At 44.1% G+C, this 17883-nt stretch carries 27 protein-coding genes, 1 tRNA gene and 1 rRNA gene; 12 read left to right on the top strand and 17 right to left on the bottom strand.

Annotated features, from left to right (window positions below; translation table 11 throughout):
- Positions 1–108: ribosomal RNA gene (rrf, locus tag L1D21_RS11000) — 5S ribosomal RNA — on the top strand; the annotation flags it as partial.
- Positions 109–540: 432 nt separating this feature from the next.
- On the opposite strand, the gene L1D21_RS10995 is transcribed toward rrf, so the two are convergent.
- Genes L1D21_RS10995 through otsB form a run of 3 tightly spaced genes read right to left on the bottom strand, consistent with a single transcriptional unit; the run spans position 541 to position 4431 of the window.
- Entirely contained in the window at positions 541–1917 is a 1377-nt protein-coding gene (locus L1D21_RS10995; protein WP_239845282.1) for a trehalose-6-phosphate synthase, read from the bottom strand.
- Positions 1914–3710, bottom strand: coding sequence for a glycoside hydrolase family 15 protein (locus L1D21_RS10990; RefSeq protein WP_239845281.1), 1797 nt, complete (start codon positions 3708–3710; stop codon positions 1914–1916). Before L1D21_RS10990 ends, L1D21_RS10995 begins: the two co-directional genes overlap by 4 nt.
- Entirely contained in the window at positions 3673–4431 is a 759-nt protein-coding gene (gene otsB, locus L1D21_RS10985; RefSeq protein WP_239845280.1) for a trehalose-phosphatase, read from the bottom strand. The genes L1D21_RS10990 and otsB overlap by 38 nt, the downstream gene beginning before the upstream one ends.
- Before the next feature lie 415 nt (positions 4432–4846).
- Between otsB and L1D21_RS10980 the strand changes: the two genes are divergently transcribed.
- A tRNA-Trp gene (locus tag L1D21_RS10980) sits at positions 4847–4923 on the top strand.
- Positions 4924–5016: 93 nt separating this feature from the next.
- On the opposite strand, the gene L1D21_RS10975 is transcribed toward L1D21_RS10980, so the two are convergent.
- The 9 genes from L1D21_RS10975 to L1D21_RS10940 are packed head-to-tail and all read right to left on the bottom strand — an operon-like array spanning position 5017 to position 8472.
- A complete protein-coding gene (locus L1D21_RS10975) occupies positions 5017–6036 on the bottom strand; it encodes a tyrosine-type recombinase/integrase (RefSeq protein ID WP_239845279.1) in 1020 nt (339 codons plus the stop codon).
- A complete protein-coding gene (locus L1D21_RS10970) occupies positions 6029–6247 on the bottom strand; it encodes a DUF4224 domain-containing protein (protein WP_239845278.1) in 219 nt (72 codons plus the stop codon). The genes L1D21_RS10975 and L1D21_RS10970 overlap by 8 nt, the downstream gene beginning before the upstream one ends.
- On the bottom strand, positions 6247–6543 hold the full coding sequence (locus tag L1D21_RS10965) for a helix-turn-helix domain-containing protein (protein WP_239845277.1): 297 nt from the start codon (positions 6541–6543) through the stop codon (positions 6247–6249). Before L1D21_RS10965 ends, L1D21_RS10970 begins: the two co-directional genes overlap by 1 nt.
- Positions 6540–6662, bottom strand: coding sequence for a hypothetical protein (locus L1D21_RS16545; RefSeq protein ID WP_275658980.1), 123 nt, complete (start codon positions 6660–6662; stop codon positions 6540–6542). The genes L1D21_RS10965 and L1D21_RS16545 overlap by 4 nt, the downstream gene beginning before the upstream one ends.
- Complete coding sequence (locus L1D21_RS10960; protein WP_239845276.1) at positions 6659–6985, bottom strand: hypothetical protein; 327 nt, start codon at positions 6983–6985, stop codon at positions 6659–6661. Before L1D21_RS10960 ends, L1D21_RS16545 begins: the two co-directional genes overlap by 4 nt.
- Positions 6982–7593, bottom strand: a complete 612-nt coding sequence (locus L1D21_RS10955; protein WP_239845275.1) for a hypothetical protein — start codon at positions 7591–7593, stop codon at positions 6982–6984. The genes L1D21_RS10960 and L1D21_RS10955 overlap by 4 nt, the downstream gene beginning before the upstream one ends.
- A complete protein-coding gene (locus tag L1D21_RS10950; RefSeq protein ID WP_239845274.1) occupies positions 7590–7901 on the bottom strand; it encodes a hypothetical protein in 312 nt (103 codons plus the stop codon). The genes L1D21_RS10955 and L1D21_RS10950 overlap by 4 nt, the downstream gene beginning before the upstream one ends.
- Positions 7898–8128: a hypothetical protein gene (locus L1D21_RS10945; protein ID WP_239845273.1), complete on the bottom strand. Its 231-nt coding sequence runs from the start codon at positions 8126–8128 to the stop codon at positions 7898–7900. The genes L1D21_RS10950 and L1D21_RS10945 overlap by 4 nt, the downstream gene beginning before the upstream one ends.
- Complete coding sequence (locus L1D21_RS10940) at positions 8125–8472, bottom strand: hypothetical protein (RefSeq protein ID WP_239845272.1); 348 nt, start codon at positions 8470–8472, stop codon at positions 8125–8127. The genes L1D21_RS10945 and L1D21_RS10940 overlap by 4 nt, the downstream gene beginning before the upstream one ends.
- 171 nt (positions 8473–8643) lie before the next feature.
- On the opposite strand from L1D21_RS10940, the gene L1D21_RS10935 reads away from it, so the two are divergent.
- Positions 8644–9219, top strand: coding sequence for a DUF4124 domain-containing protein (locus L1D21_RS10935; protein ID WP_239845271.1), 576 nt, complete (start codon positions 8644–8646; stop codon positions 9217–9219).
- 392 nt (positions 9220–9611) lie between these two features.
- On the opposite strand, the gene L1D21_RS10930 is transcribed toward L1D21_RS10935, so the two are convergent.
- Both L1D21_RS10930 and L1D21_RS10925 read right to left on the bottom strand, forming a co-directional pair.
- Positions 9612–9995: a Rap1a/Tai family immunity protein gene (locus tag L1D21_RS10930; RefSeq protein ID WP_239845270.1), complete on the bottom strand. Its 384-nt coding sequence runs from the start codon at positions 9993–9995 to the stop codon at positions 9612–9614.
- Positions 9996–10323: 328 nt separating this feature from the next.
- Positions 10324–11016 carry a helix-turn-helix transcriptional regulator gene (locus L1D21_RS10925; RefSeq protein ID WP_239845269.1) on the bottom strand — a complete coding sequence of 231 codons (693 nt, stop codon included), beginning with the start codon at positions 11014–11016 and terminating at the stop codon, positions 10324–10326.
- A 125-nt stretch (positions 11017–11141) separates the two neighbouring features.
- Between L1D21_RS10925 and L1D21_RS10920 the strand changes: the two genes are divergently transcribed.
- The 9 genes from L1D21_RS10920 to L1D21_RS10880 all read left to right on the top strand — a co-directional run bounded on the left by L1D21_RS10920 (position 11142) and on the right by L1D21_RS10880 (position 15845).
- Complete coding sequence (locus L1D21_RS10920; RefSeq protein WP_239845268.1) at positions 11142–11336, top strand: Cro/CI family transcriptional regulator; 195 nt, start codon at positions 11142–11144, stop codon at positions 11334–11336.
- A 38-nt stretch (positions 11337–11374) separates the two neighbouring features.
- Positions 11375–11980: a hypothetical protein gene (locus L1D21_RS10915; RefSeq protein ID WP_239845267.1), complete on the top strand. Its 606-nt coding sequence runs from the start codon at positions 11375–11377 to the stop codon at positions 11978–11980.
- Positions 11981–11989: 9 nt separating this feature from the next.
- On the top strand, positions 11990–12220 hold the full coding sequence (locus tag L1D21_RS10910; RefSeq protein ID WP_239845266.1) for a hypothetical protein: 231 nt from the start codon (positions 11990–11992) through the stop codon (positions 12218–12220).
- Between the two features lie 113 nt (positions 12221–12333).
- Entirely contained in the window at positions 12334–13077 is a 744-nt protein-coding gene (locus L1D21_RS10905; protein ID WP_239845265.1) for a helix-turn-helix domain-containing protein, read from the top strand.
- A complete protein-coding gene (locus L1D21_RS10900) occupies positions 13074–13745 on the top strand; it encodes a replication protein P (RefSeq protein WP_239845264.1) in 672 nt (223 codons plus the stop codon). Before L1D21_RS10905 ends, L1D21_RS10900 begins: the two co-directional genes overlap by 4 nt.
- A complete protein-coding gene (locus L1D21_RS10895; protein WP_239845263.1) occupies positions 13738–13968 on the top strand; it encodes a hypothetical protein in 231 nt (76 codons plus the stop codon). The genes L1D21_RS10900 and L1D21_RS10895 overlap by 8 nt, the downstream gene beginning before the upstream one ends.
- Before the next feature lie 2 nt (positions 13969–13970).
- Complete coding sequence (locus tag L1D21_RS10890) at positions 13971–15221, top strand: tyrosine-type recombinase/integrase (protein WP_239845262.1); 1251 nt, start codon at positions 13971–13973, stop codon at positions 15219–15221.
- 56 nt (positions 15222–15277) lie between these two features.
- On the top strand, positions 15278–15496 hold the full coding sequence (locus tag L1D21_RS10885; protein WP_239845261.1) for a helix-turn-helix transcriptional regulator: 219 nt from the start codon (positions 15278–15280) through the stop codon (positions 15494–15496).
- Positions 15483–15845: a hypothetical protein gene (locus tag L1D21_RS10880; protein ID WP_239845300.1), complete on the top strand. Its 363-nt coding sequence runs from the start codon at positions 15483–15485 to the stop codon at positions 15843–15845. Before L1D21_RS10885 ends, L1D21_RS10880 begins: the two co-directional genes overlap by 14 nt.
- Positions 15846–15863: 18 nt before the next feature.
- Here the strand turns inward: L1D21_RS10880 and L1D21_RS10875 are convergent, their stop codons facing one another.
- From L1D21_RS10875 to L1D21_RS10865, 3 genes are read right to left on the bottom strand one after another with little or no spacing between them, the layout of a single operon-like run.
- On the bottom strand, positions 15864–16397 hold the full coding sequence (locus L1D21_RS10875; protein ID WP_239845260.1) for a hypothetical protein: 534 nt from the start codon (positions 16395–16397) through the stop codon (positions 15864–15866).
- Between the two features lies 1 nt (position 16398).
- Positions 16399–16755 carry an STAS-like domain-containing protein gene (locus tag L1D21_RS10870; protein WP_239845259.1) on the bottom strand — a complete coding sequence of 119 codons (357 nt, stop codon included), beginning with the start codon at positions 16753–16755 and terminating at the stop codon, positions 16399–16401.
- Entirely contained in the window at positions 16752–17843 is a 1092-nt protein-coding gene (locus L1D21_RS10865) for a hypothetical protein (RefSeq protein ID WP_239845258.1), read from the bottom strand. The genes L1D21_RS10870 and L1D21_RS10865 overlap by 4 nt, the downstream gene beginning before the upstream one ends.
- Positions 17844–17883 lie beyond the last annotated feature (40 nt).

Genomic DNA, 17883 nt, shown 5'->3' with positions numbered 1-17883 from the left:
CCATAGCATTGTGGCCCCACCTGATCCCATCCCGAACTCAGAAGTGAAACGCAATCGCGCCGATGGTAGTGTGGGGTCTCCCCATGTGAGAGTAGGTCATTTCCAGGCGCCTAATTTAGTTTTCACTTTTCCTTTTTATAAGAGAAGTAGTGAAGACAAACAGTTAACTCGTAAGAGTCGATAAATCCCCAGCATTATTTGTTGGGGATTTTTTCGTTTAAGGACTTTTGAAATACTTGCTAAAACACCTGCTCCCATCCGCTCCTTATCGCCGCGGKCGCTCAGAAGTGAAACGCAATCGCGCCGATGGTAGTGTGGGGTCTCCCCATGTGTCCCCTTCGAGGATAATAAAGAGTAGGTCATTTCCAGGCGCCTAATTTGGTTTTCACTTTTCCTCTTTATAAGAGAAGTAGTGAAGACAAACTGTTTAACTCGTTAAGAGTTGTGATAAAGCCACCTTATTAAGGTGGCTTTTTTGCGTTTGGGGCTTTGACAAGGCTGTAATTTGGAAGGCAGCTGTTATTTAAAGTGAGATATGATTCAATCGGTAACTGACTTTAGATCGGCGATAAACTTACTCTGCCAAGCGTGAATATCTTGTTTAGTGAGTACTTCCATCATTTTTTTCCAGCGATCGATACGCTCATCTAGCGGCATATTCAATGCTTGTGCTAAACCGCCAGCGATGGCGCCGATATCATAAGGGTTGATGATTACTGCTGCATCTAACTCATCGGCTGCGCCTGCGAGATGTGAAAGAACTAATACTCCTGGATCTTCTGGATTTTGTGCGGCGACATATTCTTTGGCTACTAGGTTCATACCATCTTTGAGTGGGGTAACTAAACCAACATTAGCTCTGGAGTACATAGCTAAAATGGTGCTCCGTTTGAATCCACGGTTTATGTAGCGCAGGGGCATCCAGTCAAAGTCTGCATATGTGCCAATAATGTGTCCTGCTTCTCTATCAATACGATCGGCAAGCTCACCATAAGCCTGTAGATCGCCACGGGACGTGGGAGATATTTGCAGATAAACGACGTTACGAATAAATTCGGGGTAATGGCGTAATAATCCCTCATAACCTTGAAAGCGTTGTACTAGGCCTTTTGAGTAATCAAGCCTGTCGACACCGATGACTAACTTTCTTTTTCTTAAGCTTTTATCTAGCCGTTTAAATGCTTGGGTTTTAGCGCCATTAACAGCAACCTCGGGTAGAGCTTTGGTTTCGATACTGATGGGGTAGACCCTTGCGGTGCAATGTCTATCGCCAAACTTGAGAACATCTTTATCCAATGCTTCTCCACCTAGCCCGAGCACCACACTCATTTGAAAACCAGTTAAATCACCAATGGTTTGAAAGCCTACAAGATCATAGTGTAATAAGGCTTTTAAGATTCGTTTGTAATCAGGGATGGTGCGCATGAGATCGAGAGAGGGAAACGGAGTATGCAGGAAGAAGCCGATGGGGTTTCTTATCCCTGCATCTCTGAGGATCTGGGCTAGGGGGATGAGGTGATAATCATGGATCCAAATAGTATCTGTGGGTTGGATGATTTTTAGCAGCTCTGAAGCAAATTTTTTATTAACGTGGATATAGCCACTAAGCTCGGTATCACTATAACTCATTAATTCTGGACGTTGATGAAATAACGGCCATAGAACACTATTGGCAAACCCTTTGTAATATTGATTGTATTCAGTTTGGCGTAGGTCGACGGTGACATATTCTATATTCCCTATAACGTCTTTTTGTGGCTCAGACTGTTTATTGTTTATCTTTCCACTCCAGCCAAACCATATTCCGCCTGCTTCCTCCATTGCAGCCATCACACCCACTGCTAGTCCACCTTCTGAGCCTTTGTTAGTACCATCAGTTTTCGCGACTCTGTTAGATACGACTATCAATCTACTCATAGTTCATGCTCCCATTTTTTACTTAGGTTTCGAGCACTATTAATGATACCGACCATGGAATAAGTTTGCGGGAAATTGCCCCAGAGCTCACCGGTTTCTGGGTTTAAGTCTTCAGACATTAAGCCTAGATGGTTACGTTTGGAGAGCAGATCTTCAAATAAGACCCTCGCTTCGTCGGTCCTTCCTGAAGCGGCAAGAGCATCGATATACCAGAATGAACAAATGGTAAAGGCGTTTTCCGGTAAGCCAAAGTCATCTTCAACCACATAACGGAACAGGTATTTACTGCCTTGTGGCATCAGCTGGTTTTCTATTTCGGCTATGGTGCCGACAAACCGAGGATCTTTACCGCTAACAAAACCGAGTTCGCAAGCCAGTAGTAAGCTTGCATCCATTGTGTCGCCGCCCCAAGTCGCAGTATAAGCATTGAGCGAAGGGTTAAAGCCATTATCTTCGATAGCATTGCGTATCTTAGTTGCAGTATTTTGCCAGTAGAGATGGCGATCTTCTAATTCGAGTCTTTTAGCTATTTTGGCTAATCGATCTGCGGCTGCCCAGCACATCATACTCGAAAATGTATGTACGTTTTTGGAGCCTCTAAGCTCCCACAGACCAGCATCGGGCTGGTTATAATAAGCTGCTGCTTTTTCTCCGATACTTTCAAGCAGTTCGAATAAAGGCTTACCTCCTGGATGGCGAATACGTTCGTCGAAAAACATCTGTGTTGCTGATAAAACTATTGCCCCATAAACGTCATGCTGGATCTGCTCTGCAGCTTGGTTCCCGATTCTTACTGGACCCATCCCTCGATAGCCAGGAAGGTTATCAACTATGCGCTCTGGCATCTGTTTAGTGCCATTAATACAAAATACCGGTTGCAGATACTTATCATCCATTTCGGCAACAATATTGACTAGATAATGTAGGTATTGCTCCATGGTACGGGTTGTACCTAAACGATTGAGCGCATGTACCGTAAAGTAGCTGTCGCGTAGCCAGCAGAAGCGATAGTCCCAGTTACGCTCGGTGTTTCGTGCTTCAGGCACTGATGTTGTCATAGCTGCAATAATGGCCCCTGTGTCTTCATAGGCGCTTAGTTTTAACGTGATTGCAGCGCGGATCACCGCATCTTGCCATTCGAATGGAATGGCGAGGTAGCGTGACCACTCCAGCCAATACGATTCGGTTTCGGTATAGAAGCGGTCACTTAACTGTTTAATGGATTCATGAATGGATTCATCGTCACCGAGGATAAGGTAGCGTTCGCAATCTAAAATAAACAAAGTTTCATCGATAATTGCGGTAACCGAAAGATCTGTGGTGAGTCGCAAAGCCATATCATCGCTGAGATAACGTATGTGATTACTGCCCTGCATTTTCTGGTAATTTTTCGAACCATCATGATAAGTAGGCCGCGATCTTATTCTAATTTTAGGACTACCAATGGGAGTCAGTTTGCGGTGTAAAGCCATTGGTCGGAAAGTGCGATCATACTGTTTATAGCGAGGGACAAAATCGGTAACTATGACGCCATTGCCTTGGCTATCGTAGAGTGTGGTGATCAGTATTGCGGTATTTTTAGCGTATTGTTGTTCACTGTGACTAAAGTTCTCTAGATCGATGGCAAATGTTCCGGTTAAGGTTTCTGCATCATCGGTCTTTAACAGAGAGCAGAAAATGGGGTCGCCATCAAAACGGGGTAAACAGCACCATACCACTTCTGCTTGTTTATCGATTAATGCGCCAATTGCGCAGTTACCTATGAGTGCAAGTTCCAGGTTGCGTGGATTCATCTGTTCGCTCCTCTTGTTTTTCTAACTGCGCTACTTTCATTGTTAAAAATGCAAGAACCTCGCCAGTGTTAGATAATCGCTGTTGAGCACAGCTTGGACCGTCTCCGACTTTTATCGAAATGCCACCATTGTCGTTGACCCAAGCGAAGCCATCTTCATCTGTGGTGTCATCGCCAATAAAGATAGCGCGTCGACCATAAAAAGGTGGCTTGCTCATAAATCGTGCAATAGCCACACCTTTATCACTACCTGCAATTTGGATTTCGCGAACGCAATTGCCCCGTATGACTCGGATCTCCTTAGGGTCTTCCGATTTCAGTGTATCTGCTATGTAGTCATCTAATTGCTGTTGTTGCGCAGGGGCCTGACGGTAATGGATTGCTATGGCATCACCTTTATCTTCGGCAATTAAGTTATGACAGTTAGCGTAATTAAGTAATTGATTTTTTATGGCTAAAAAGCTGGGGTGAGCGATAGATTGAGAGTAGGGAATCCCATTGGGATGTTGCCATTCAGCGCCATGGCTGCCGGCCATATTTAATGGCATATCGACTAAATTTGCTAAGGATTTCAATGTTCTTCCCGATATCAGTGCAATTGCCCCATTAAGGTGCAAGTCCAGTCGCTGTAAAATATCGGTGAGTCTATTGGGAACTGTTACTCCTTCTGGGGTTTGTGCAAATTCGACTAATGTGCCGTCAAAGTCTAAAAATAGTGCCATCGAGGAAGGGTCTATTGTTTGGAGCTGTGGGAACTTCTGGGTTTGAGGTTGCATATTGTTGGGTGTAATTACTCTATTTAATTGCTGCATGGCCTTATGACTATAGCAATCTATCGCTCGTTATGAAAATAAGCACAATGATACAAGTTGAAATCACTCTCATTTAGTTGTCATCTTGTTTTTCGTTAATGAGGTTAATCATTAACGTTTAAAACTCTCAAAGCTGGTAAGTTCAGTGACTGGATACCTGAGCAGCTTTGCTTTTGGTATTGTGATAATCGTTGATTCTAAGTCGCAATCTAAAGCATCAACACCGCTTAATTGATATTTGAGTGAAAATACTACAATTGACTCATCTTAAGGCAAAAAGTCCTTTACCTTTGGAAGGTGTTTTAGCATAATGCCCCACGTCAACAGGGGTGTAGTTCCAATTGGTAGAACAGCGGTCTCCAAAACCGATGGTTGCGGGTTCGAGTCCTGCCACCCCTGCCAAATAAAACAACGGCTTGCATGTAATGTGCGAGCCGTTTTTATTTGTGTTAGAAAAAGTGTTAGAAAAAGATTTTCCCTTCTCTGCATATCCATTCATTTATTATTGCTTCCAATACTCGGTACCACAGGCACTTTTCTGTCGTAAACATTCACTTGCCCCATGGTTTTGTGCCCGCTGAATTGTTGTTTATCGTGTAGCGTACCGTCAAAATCTGAAATGCCTTTAGCTTTGATGTCATGGAAAGTGAAATTGCGCTCTATATCTGGGTGTTCTATGGCTAACTTTTTCATGGCGCGCTTCCAGCTGCTACGAAGCCCCTCATTAGTTAGGCGACCTCCACCGACTTTATTGATCACGTAAATGCTGCTTATATTTCCACTGTTGAGCGTCTTAGCTTCGTTAATTAGCTCGACTAGTCTTGCCGACCAGGCTTTGATTTGTTTCTTGCCTGTTTTTCCCTGTTGAATGAAAACCCCTTCATCCATAACTTGGGACCACTTTAACCCCAGCACATCAGATTGGCGCGCAGCGCAGAGGTAGCTTATTTCACTGGCGATTCTTAAGCGTTGTTCACTGCAAAGTAGTAGCGCATTAAACTCAGTATTGGTGATGTAGCGATCCCTTACTTTAGCTTTGAACTTTTTAATACCTTTAGCTGGGTTGCTTTTGCACCGGCCTCGCTCGTATCCCCAAGCAAACACCACACTCGCTGCTGATAGCTCATGGTTTGCCTGCGTTCGGCTAGCACTGCCTCGAATGTCCATGTACTTTCTTATGTGGTGAGGCTTGATTGTATTTGGCTCCATTTCACCAAACACTTTATTAAACATCATCAACTCACGCTTACGGTCACGCTGAGTTCGTGGGGCAAGCTCATAAAATGTAGCTGATGACAGGTATTCATCAGACAGCCGATTGAAGGTGTATTTCGTTATTGATTGCTCAACAGCGGTTTCGTATGCGACCCATACTTCTGCGCGGGTAGAAGACGCAGGGCATAAGGTGATCGTTCTATTACCACTTTTCGTGATATAGCTGACCGCTTTACCGCGAACGTTGTGCAGGTATACACCTTTTGGCATCCACGCATCTTCTTGTTTGCGTTTACGCATTACTTAATGCCTCAAAATTCGGAGAATCATCGTTTGCCACAGACTTCTTCATAAAAGGATAGTTTACTGCGGTCCATGTTACGACAGGCTTGCCATCGCCCCGTTTATGAAAGTGGATCCCTTGAGCTTTAAGCTGTCTGCACTGGGCACTTGCTTGGGTAAACCCTGTGAGGTTAATTAGTTCCTCATCGGTGAGCATTTCACTTACCATCAGTGATCTCCTTGGGTGAGCATTGTGGATGACTTAAATAGCCGGTGCGCCATGCAGCAAGGTGCTGATTCCTGCCGCTCAAGTTGTTCGAGTCGGCTAACCACTTCTTTGTTATTCTTTCTGGCCAGTGCCAGCGCTTCTTTTTGGTTGCGCATAACCCCCAGTTGATTGAGTGTTGCTTTGACTTTATGTTCACTGATCCCTGACGCTTTACTGACTTCATGGACGTTGAGCCCACCAAGATATAGTTGGGCTAAGTGTGCTTGGGTTTCGTTGGTTAAGTTAGTCATGCTCATATAACCCCCAATGATTTCAGTGCTGGTATAAGCAGCAATAAGATGATTGAAACTGCGATACCTACCATGCCCCACTGCGCTCGCGATGTAGGTGTGTCTTGCTCAGGTTCGTTGCTCATGCCAATTCCTCCACACCGATCCCCAGTTCTCTGGCCAACAAGATATCTTCAACGCTTCGCCGTGCTTTTAATCGTCTGACATCTTCTTCTGAAACCTTAAACCGCTCGACTTTTGCATCATTACCTGACGGACTATTTATTGGCCGTAGAAACGGTGACGTATCGGTTGAAAGTGACTTTACCTTAGTCTGTGCTTTGGATTTTTTAGGCGCTGGCTTAGGCTTAGGTGATTGATATTTGGCACGCTTATCTGCACATACCTTAGCCTTATTGCGCTGATACCATTCACGATACTTACGTTGCTTTTCTGTAAGCTCACTCATACTGCCTCCTTATAAGGCACTTTGATGGTGCCAAGGTCGGCGAATGCTTTGGCGAACTCGTCGGTGCGCTTGCCGATATAGGTGATCACGCTGCCTTTAGTGCAGCCTTTGACGCGCTGGCCGTCTTGACCGATGTAATGCACTCGGCCATGAGGGAAACATTGGGGCCATTGCAGTAGCGGCTTAAACCAGGCTTCTGATGAATTACAAAAGGTGATGCAAACGGCCTCGGTGACTCGGCCTGCCATGTATTCTTGCAATAGCTTGTTAATCCAATCGGCATTACCTGGTATTGGTGTGGTGATGTGGTAACCACGCTGCTTGCAGGCTTTCTTTTTGCACTTGCTGTGGTCACTGGGGCAGGGCGCCTCACCTCGATGAAACGGGTGATTCATCCATACTCGCCCATACCATGGCATAGTAAGTCCGTTAAGATTCTTGTCGTAGATGGTTTCAGCTTTCACTGTCTGGTTGGCTGTTTCACAGCTGGCAGGGTCTAGATCTATTTTTCCCATTAGTGTGCGCGCAGCTTCTATCCATACGGCTGGGGTGTAATATTCAAACCCCGCTTCCGCGCTGCTTTGGTTGACTAAACTGGCGTTGTTCATGCGCTTTTCCCTGTTCGATTGTCAGTTAGCTGACAAGTAGCAATCGGGTTTTGGGAGGAATAACCAAAACGCTGCCAATCGATTTCTTTCACTTTTTCGATTTGCTCGGCGACTTCTTCGAGGCGCTTCTGTGCCCGGGTGAAGTTTGCCAAGTCGATACCAAAGCGAGCTGCTGCACGTTCTGTTGGTAAGCCATTAACGTAGTGCTCGGTCAGCGCGTCAATTTGTGGCTGTGAGGTCATGCGAGTTAGTGCTATGACAATACGGATTTTTGCCGCTGGTTCATGACCTGGTAGGAGGTAGTTCATTCCGTGGTTGCCTCTTGTTTTGCCTGCTGATGCTCGGCAATCATTTTTTGTTTTGCCTGTTCACACTGGTTGATCATGCGCGTGAAGATGGCACGTTCGTGTGGCCAGCGGCGTATTGCTTGTTTGTGCAGTTGGATTTGTCTGTCGAACCAGTTGAGGTAATGGTCGATATTGCACTCGGCTAAATTTTGGTAATACGCCCTCTTTATTTTGTTTAATTCGTTCATGCTGTGGCCGCGTTATTATTCAGCAGTGAATAGACGTTAGTGGCGGCGTGGTTGTCCCACACTGTGACAGTGCCGATAACGCCAGTTTTAGGTTCGCTGTAGCGCAGACTGAACTGCTGACCGAGTTCACCAGCATGGTGAAAGTAGAGGCGTTCAAATTCCCTTGTTGGGTGAAAGTACGCGAGGTGATGCTGTAGATCGTTGCAGCGAGTTTGCACCCGATGGCAGTCCATTGGATTGATGTATCCCCGATGCTTTGCCATTAAACAGGCAAAACGAATGGCGACTAATAAGCGGAATTCCGTGCGCTGTAGTTCGGTGTTTAGGCTTCTGCTGAGTATCATTTTTAATCCCTTGGTTAATTTTGATAACCAAAAATATAACTACAGTTATCGGGTCGGTCAATAACTTTAGTTAATTTGTTTTTGGTTAGCATTTAGAGCAGGTGATCTTTTATGGGGGAGGTGCTATAGATAAGTGGTTAATAAATGGACTGATATATAGGAATGGACATCATGAAAAGTAGCGCCAAAATTTTATTACTTTTAATTTGTAGTGCCCCTCTTGGTTTAGTCGCAGAGATCTATAAGTGTGACCTTAATGGTCGGATTGTGTTTCAGGATAACCCATGCCCTGATGGCGCTCAGCAGGCTAAGGTTCGTAATACTAAAACTGAGGAAACTCAGGAATCGCAATCCATTAAGCAACCCCCTAATCTCCTTCGTGCATATGAATATATAGGCCAACCAGTTAAGTCAGTAGCAGAACTGTTTGATGAAACATTGAATAGTGCTAACAACTTTACAGCTTCAAATGGAATGTATGAGGTGTTTTTTCAGTCGGATGTTGGCCAGGTGAGTTTTGTTGATATTCGGTTTAAGGATACTACGCCTTGTTCTCAGCAACGTTATTATGATTCGGTTGATTACATGCGACTGCTAGGTTTGGATGTGACTCTGTTGGTTAAGCGTAGCGGTGGGGCTTATTATGCAGATAGCTTTTCAGACGTTGAGCACAGACTTAAGGTGACGTTTATGTGTCCTTATAACGGCGGTGAATACAGTGCTAGTTTTAGTCAGAAGTATTATTAAATATCGGAAGTTATACTTAATAAGGGAATAGCTATGTCTTTAATAACATGCTCTGAATGTAGCAATCAGGTGTCAGATAAGGCTGAGGCGTGCCCCAAGTGCGGCAATCCAATAACTGGCGCATATGAAAGAAATGCGAGTGGTGTAAATCTAAAAACTATTCAAGTCACCAGTAAGCGTTTGAAGGTGCATAAGCTGCTCTCGGTTTGTTTGATAGCTATTGGATTTATTATGATGTGGTCATTTGCCGGTTCAGGCAGGGAACCTAGTGCTGTACCAAGCTTTTTCATTTTGGTTGGATTAATTTGGTATGTGGTGACGCGGTTTCGGATATGGTGGCATCATAAGTAAGTTTTGAGGTTCAACCAAAAAATACTGTTACTAGTGGCTAACTAATAGCAGGGAAAAGCTTCCCTCAAAGCTCTGGCGACTATAAATGTTCGTGATTCGTGTAAAATTCTAGGATTATCTTTTAGATGTTTAACAACAATCCTAGCTAATTGATCATCTGAAACATTGTTTGGAATGCAGGCAATTGGTAAATACCTTTTTTTTCCTTTATTTATACCATTCACAAAGTTAAGTGATTCTGCTACTCCACTAACGTATCCGAGACATATACCAGCATCAATAGCTTTTTCACCCCCTCCAAATGAGGCATCTCCGTCTAATAATTGAATCAAAGTTTTGCATTGTTCAAAAATACTTGGTTCGGCAGCTTTAACATTGAACGAAAAACATAAAGTCAGAACTATTAATATATATTTCATTTTCATAGATCACCATAGTTGATTCAGTGAATATAACTGACGGATTGTCTTTTGATAAGCAAGAACCACGTGATAGATTTAGTTTAAATTTTTAAACATTACAAATACACTTAACTATATGAAATTTATCATGCCCTTACACATACCGGCCCCAGTATACTTAGTCAATAAATTTTCATCGTTTACAGGACTATCATCCATAATAGCGATAAAGTTGTCGCAATTAGTTAACAGAGTATTGCCATCTCCATTTGCGTGAGAATTAAATGGGATTAATAACAGGATAAATATTTTGATAATTAATTTCAGAATTTCTCTTTATTCATATTAATAATTAAACCAATACCGAATACCAGAACACGCGGCCGATGATGGTGATGTGTTTGCGTATTTCACCATCATAAATCTCGTCGGGATACTCGTCGATGTTGTAGCTGCGTAGGCGCAGGCCATTACCTGGCAGTTGATATAGGCGCTTTACGCGCAGCATGCCATCGTGGTTGATGGCGTACATTTTGCCATCGATAATGGTTTTGTTTGAGGTATCGATGCCGACCGTTGAGTCGTTTGGTAGCACGGGTTCCATGCTGGTGCCGGTTACTTTTACACAGACCACATGCTCAGCTTCAACGCTGTGTTTTCTAAGGGTGGATTTGGAAAAACGCAGTTTGGGGCCGCAGTATTGTGGCCCTTCGGCGATGCCGTTACCGGCTGCAAGCTCTACTTCCATGTAAAACGGTACCTCTATCTCATCAACCCCTAGTGGAGTAGAGTTGTCCCATGTGTCAAATCCATCGACTAGTGAGGCATCTGAGGTTTTTTGTTGATGCTCCACACCGTACTTTAGTTGCTCAGCAGTGCAGTTTAATGCATGGGCAATATCAACCAATTTAGAAGTGGATTTGGTTTTCCCTGAAACCAGTTTATGCACCATTACTTGAGACATATTGGCACGCTCCGCAAGCTCACGTTGTGTAAGCCCACGAATCTTTAGCATTTCCTGTAAGTTTTCAGCGAGTGTTTTCATTGTTCAATTATAACCTAGGTAATATAACCGACAACTAATCATAGTTATTTTCAATAGCTGTATTGTTGACTTTTTGATAACCATGGTTATCATCGTGTTTTGTGTATTACAAATACGGAGAAAGCATGAAAAAGAGCGATGCCATCAATTTTTTTGGATCTCAATCCAAGCTTGGGGAGGCTCTTAAGATTTCTCAGGCGGCCATTTCTAAGTGGCCTGAAGATGTGCCTGAGTTGCGAGCGTACCAAATTCAGCATATTACTGGTGGCAAATTAATCGCTGTAAAAGCTGAAATTGCACACTCAGAAACTGCGGCCTAGCTAGTAATTTTAATTGTATTCACAAGAGGGACTTTTGCATGAAAACACGTTCACGATTGGAAATTCTCATTCACATCATTCATCGCTTGTTAGAACTACCACGTATGAACCGGCTGACATTTGCGATGGATGTTGTTGAGCAGGTTGATCGCTTGGGGTTGGCAGATATGTTGGCGGCTGAGGGGATTAGTTTTGTGCGGTCAGGCAATGTGCATCACGATGCGCGGGTGAATGCGCAAAAGCTGTTTAGATGGTTGGGGCAGTATGAAGGGCAGCACCCCATTGTGGATAGGTTGTTTTATGTTGAGCAGGCGGTTGTGTCTGCGCTGCCGATTGAATTGCGTTTGCAGTATCTCAATGACGTGTTCGGCATAGTTGGGGTGACTGTGGTTGAGGATGGTCGTAGCGATGGCCGCGCGATCACTGCCGCTGAAATGGCAGTGGCACTGACGAAGGAAAACAGCGAAGCACAATGTGCGGTGATTAGCCTGGGGGTTGCTCCGACACGGCAGCAAGTGTTAAGTGCTTATCAAGAATTGAAAGAGTCATCTGCTACGACTCAGGCGAGCATGCGTTTACTCGAATTAGAGTATTCCTATCTAAATAACAAGCCTATGACCGATCAGGCGTTGAAGTCTGTGTAGGAGGTGATGATGAGTCAGTTAACTGACAAGTCGCTCGATGTCACTGACGAAGAAGGCATTGAGTTTGAGCTGTTAGAACGGCGACTAGCAAGTTTAAATTCGCCTGCGCGTGATAGTGAAATTTCGCGGATGGTGGCGGTGGCTGGAGAATGCAGAACAACGAGTTTAACGGGGATTTGCACGGCACTGTTTAACGCTGGATGTTCGTTTAACACTGTCGATTCCAACAACAATAAATAAAACAGCCCGCAAAGTTTGGCGACTGGAGCGGGCTGAGTACCTTAGAGAGGCATGTCTATGTTATGTGCGCAGGATAGTTACGTCAATTTTTCGTGCGATTGGGGGTATCCCTTATGAGCATGGAATTGATGGTTAAAGCGATGAAAGCAAAGGTTGGTAACCCTTTACGTAAATTGGTACTGATTAAGTTGGCGGATAACGCCAGTGATAGTGGTGAGTGTTGGCCCAGTTATCAACACATTGCAGATCAGTGTGAGATCACTCGTCGTAGCGTGATGACCCACGTTAAGGATCTTGAGAAAGAGGGTTTTTTAAGGCGCGAATTTAGGAAGGGAGAGAAGGGCAATTCGACTAATATTTTTCATCTAAATTTGGTGTCTATTAACACCCAACTACCTAGTGAAGGAGATTCACTACCTAGTGAAGGAGATTCACTACCTAGTGAAGGAGATTCACTAACCCCTAGTGAATCTCCTTCACCCAGAACCAGTCACTCTTTAGAACCAGTCAATGAACCTTTAAAAGATATACCCAAATCCCTAAAACCGAAGTTGGACTTTTCGTGTTGGCCAGCGTTGCCTAGCGAGCAAACTTTGAAAGATTGGCTTGCTGTGCGCAAACAGAAAAAAGCCGCGTTGAATCAGACTGCGATTAATCGTCTTGCTAAGCATTTGCATGAGGCGGTTGAGGCTGGGTTTACGGTTGAGGATTGTATTGCGACGTGTGCGACCCGTGGTTGGGTGGCATTTGAGTCGGCTTGGTTGTTTAACGCTGGTATTGCGCGGAATGGCGCCACCAGTGGTGAGCAGGGTAGTTGGTCTGAGCAGGTGTTTAACGATGGAGATCCGCTGATATGACGACACGTAGCATGCAGACCATTTTGAATGGATCGCGGGTGATTGGAGCTCGCGAACAGGTGAAATCAGAACGTCAATTATCTGAAATGGATGTTGCGATTGTTGATAGCATTTTTCAGAAACTGCGGATCCTGTTTCCCATTAATGCGCCTAAAGCTGATGCGGAAGCTGAGCACAAAGCGGAATGGGTTAAAACGCTGGCTGCGCAAGGAGTTAACTCGGTTAAGCAGGTTCAATATGGGATTGACCGCGCTCGAAGGGAGGTGGGCGACCGTCAATTCTGGCCTACTCCGCGCCAATTCTGCGCGTGGTGTGTTCCCACCGCCACTGACAGTGGTTTGCCTGATACTGAGACAGCATTTCGTGAAGCGCTTCGACATTATCATGAGCCTGCACGTCATCAGTGGAGTCATGAGTTGGTGTGGTTGGCTGTGCGTGAAACGACGACTTGGTTGTTCCGTCACGGCAAAGAGCGCGAGGTGATTGATGCGTTTAGCCGGCATTATGCCATTTTGGTTCGGCGCTATGTCAGTGGTGAGCAGTTTGATATCGAGTTGCCAAGAGCGTTGCCGCAAGGAGGGAGTATTCCGACACCGCCCGATAGGGCGAAAAAGAAAATTTCTAATCTTAGACGTTCATTTGGGTTGAGAGGAGGTCAGGATGAGTAAGCCGACAGCGTCAAAACTGACTCAAGCGACTCGCTTGCGCTTGATTATTACTGGTTCACGTTACTGGACCCTGTATGAGATCCAGCGTGAGTGTCTAAGTCGATTTGGTTGCTATGACAGTGAAACGGCCTTGTCTGCCCGTTGGCGTGAGCTGCCTGAGTCAGGAAAGCAGAAGCGCCGCCGTCAAAAGTGTCAGGCCTATGAATATCGGGTGATGGCTTGATTATGGCGAGTGGTGTTGATGTCGGTCAGTTAAATGATGCTGCGCTAAGGCGGTGGCTGCGTGGCGGGGTGACGCGGGATTATCGCGATCCGCGTTTTCCTGATTTGCGTTTACGTGCTAGTGCAGACAGGTCAAAAGCCAGTGTGTTTTTGGTGGTGCATGAGTGCGGTGATACACGCTGGGAGAAGCTGGCTAACTGGCCGAGTGTGTGTATCAAGACCTTGTGCAAGGAGTTGCCTGTGATGTTGGCTGAGCGTAGTGCAGGCAAGATGGTGACGGGTCAGTTTGTGTCGGTGGCTGATGTGTTGGTGTGGTATCGGGATCATATCAAGGACAACACAACGTATAGCCATAGTTGGCGCGCCAATGTGAAGTCGCTGATAGGTCGTCATTTGTTGCCGCGCATGGGTGATGTGGCGATAGCCAAACTGAGTTTTATGGAGGTGGATGAGATGTTGGTTAAAACCATGCTGAAAGATGAGTTTTCGCCCAATTATATTCGTGAGGCGGTGAACAAGCTTAAGGCGGCTTTCTCGGCGGCGACGAAGCTACGGATGATTGGCAGCAACCCTATAGCCGGTTACCAGGTGACGGACTCGATTAAATTGAATAGCGCTAAAGATACTCGCCTGTTTGAGTCTGATTTGGCTGAGCTGTTTGCTCGCCTGAGCACATCACCTATGCCAGTGACTATGATGTTTGTGCTGATGATGATGTTTGGCACTCGCATCAATGAGACTCGCCAAGCCCGTTGGGCATATTTTGCAGGGGATATGTGGGTGATACCTGCGAGGCATGCTAAGAACAAACAAGAGCACCGATTGCCGTTGACCAATGCGGCTAAGTCTTTGCTGAATCATTATAAGCGTTGGCAACTTAAGTATGTGGGTAAGCGGTCGTGCCTGTTCCCTGGGGTGAATGGTCCTATCTCAATCCGTACTGCCCATGAGTGGAATACTCAGATCCGCTTTAAGCATTTTACTTCTCATGATCTCCGTATTTTGTTTCGTACCATGCTGGCTGATTTGGGTGTCGATACCATGATCGGTGAGCGTCTGGTTAATCATGCATTGCCTGTGCTTTTGCGTACCTATGTTAAGTCAACCTTGGACAAGGGTATGAGCCAAGCATTAGAGCAGTATCACGCTTATTTGATTGAGCAGGGTTTTTCTTCTATCGCGCCCGAGATATTGCCTAGATCGATTGGCGATCATGGGAATACGCAAACACAGATGAGCAGTGGTTGGGTGTAAATATCACCGCATCATTACTAAAAGAGTATGCAACGAGCAATTTTAAGGGATTTTAGATGGCTAAACGTGGTGCAGATTTACTGAAAACAGGTCGCAGACTTCGAGGTTTTACCCAAGATGAAGTCGCCCAAACCTACGGTGTAAGCACTAAGACCTATCGCAATTGGGAGCGCGGTAATACACCAGTGTCGTTTGATGATCTGCATGCCATCTGTGACCAGGTATTTCAAGTGTCGATTGATTTCGTAAGAGAGGTTTGTGATGCGGGAATGTGAAGAACAAGAACAAGAACAAGAACAAGTGTTAAATATTAAGGCGCTGAGGGCTGGGCTTACATCTTGGGGGCGATATTGGGCATATCAAGAATTGGGGAAGGGATACGCCAGTCGAAGTGCCTGTGATTTGTTAGGAGAGGTGCAGGTATGTGGTAGTACTATTGGCCATGAGTTGAGTGTGCCAAAACATGTTGCTGAGTTCGACAGAGGGATTGAGCGGTTACCGTTCGAGTGTCTCAGGGCCATAAGAACGCACTATATCTGCAAAGGCCAGTGGTCCTTGATGGGGTTTGATAGTCAGAAGTCGTATTTGTATTGGTTGAGAAGGGGAGAGTTATTGTTGCTATAGGCTATTCTCTATTGGCTGCTAAATGACTAAGATTTTTATGAGGGAGTAGGACATATGTAAGATTAGTAAAGTGCATATAACACCTTTTATTTCAGGCATATACTCATTGGTAAGCATTCTTATAGTATTTTCATTATGCATTTTTTTTGCGTAAGATATTTCAGTTTCCTCTATTAAGTCACTAGTGATGTTGAAAGCCTGCTTTTCAATATTTTTTTTATCTGGAGTTGATGATAGATGATTCTCTTTAATTTCAATTCCACCTAGCTTAGCCAAATTTTCTATTGGGAAAATTTGGCATTTGGCATAACAGTTTAGGTTTGTTGATTGGAAGTCAAAACGTGCTATAGCTGATGCGACATAATTATCAACATCTGAAATCTCAATATTTGGTTTTTCTAATATTTCCATTAGCCATGTAGGGTATTTGGAGAGCGACTCCACTATTTGTTCTTTTAATCGTGATATTTCAGATCGTCTTAAAGTACGGGAATGCAGAGTGTATAAGAATAACCATGTAAAGATTTGCACCATAATTTGCAGCGAAGTCATCCTATTTAGAGCTCCCGTTTATGGCTGCCTGAATTCTATCATCTATGATATTAATTACTGTTTTTAAATGGTCATGCTTATATTTTACCCTCTTTGTTACTTCTGATTCGGAAAAGCCAGATTCTCGAATCAACCCACCAAAAGCTTCATCAAGGAATGAGCGACCGTATCTGTTGTAGCCAGTTAAATCGACAATCACATCGCAGTCATCGGCAATAGCCTTTTTTAAAGCAGGTGCTAACTTATCTTCACGAAACTTTTTTCCGCATGTGAGCTCACAACCAGGGCTATCTTCGGGATCCCTTCCATATGGTTTTGGATGAAAATCGGTAACAACATTAATAGTAATATCTTTCATGATAATTTTATATTCCACTGAATTAATGTACCTGGAATAGCTTTTGGCAATGAAATTAGAGTAACAGGTGTAGAGCTTGATTCGTAGATAAGAAGACCTTTCCTACTAAATATCCATAGTTTACCACCATCAGTCTCATTTACTAACGCTTTGATACTTTTGCTACCCTGTCCATGTTTGTCTAATCTAGTTGCACTAACATCGCCAAGCATGGATAAATTGATCAAATCATGGTCTGGCAAACGTAGAAGAGGGATAAATTTGTTCTGATTTGAAGGTGTACTAATCGCTTCCTTGTACTGCTCTGGATACATTTTTTTTACGGTACCTAGATACCATTTGTGGTGAACGACAGTATTAGGAATCCCTACACCGCTATCATATATCGCTAAGTATACTTGATGGTTAATAACTTCACACATTATCCACCACTTTCTCTCAGGGGGATTTATCTCGGGGTAAGCATGTCTCCCTACGTTATTCACAGTCTCTGTGACTGCATCACCATACAAGTGTTCAGTTTCTGAGTCCATTTCTTCACTATATCGACTAGCAATGTAATCAATGATGTTGTCTACATTTTGGTTGCCAATCCCACTGATTATAGGGAGATGTTTTATGTCGGTATAATCAACGATATCAAGCCCATTCTTTCTCCTAACTAAATTAAAAAAGCCACATCGTTTCAATATTTTATTAACAGCGTAAGAAACTCTAGACCATCTAATTCTTATATCGTATGACGATTGGCTGATGAGGGCGTCAACTGATGCGTATAAAGTAACCATTGCAGCTGCGGTTATTCGTTTAGTTGTTGAAAAGTCGATTAAAACTGCAGATTCCGGAATGGTGCTTTCCAATTTGTTTTTAAACTCTAGGGTCTCAGTGAGATTCACTACGTCATGTTTGTTATTTGCATAAATGGAAACGGACTCAGGAGCTTTGATTGTAGTGTAACCATTTAAAAACTTGTGTTCCTCTGATTTATAGCATCCGTACTTTTTAGTTTTTCGTCTTAATGTATTGTTGTATCTTTTTTTTGCTACCGCGATATTTTTTCTTGCGCTAACTTGTTCAGCCTTCTTCATTAAAACAGTTCCCTTGTTATTCAGGCATATCGTAAGTAAA

The sequence above is a fragment of the Shewanella sp. Isolate11 genome (assembly GCF_022398315.1).
Lineage (GTDB): Bacteria > Pseudomonadota > Gammaproteobacteria > Enterobacterales > Shewanellaceae > Shewanella.
This window is presented reverse-complemented; position numbering and strand designations above follow the sequence as displayed.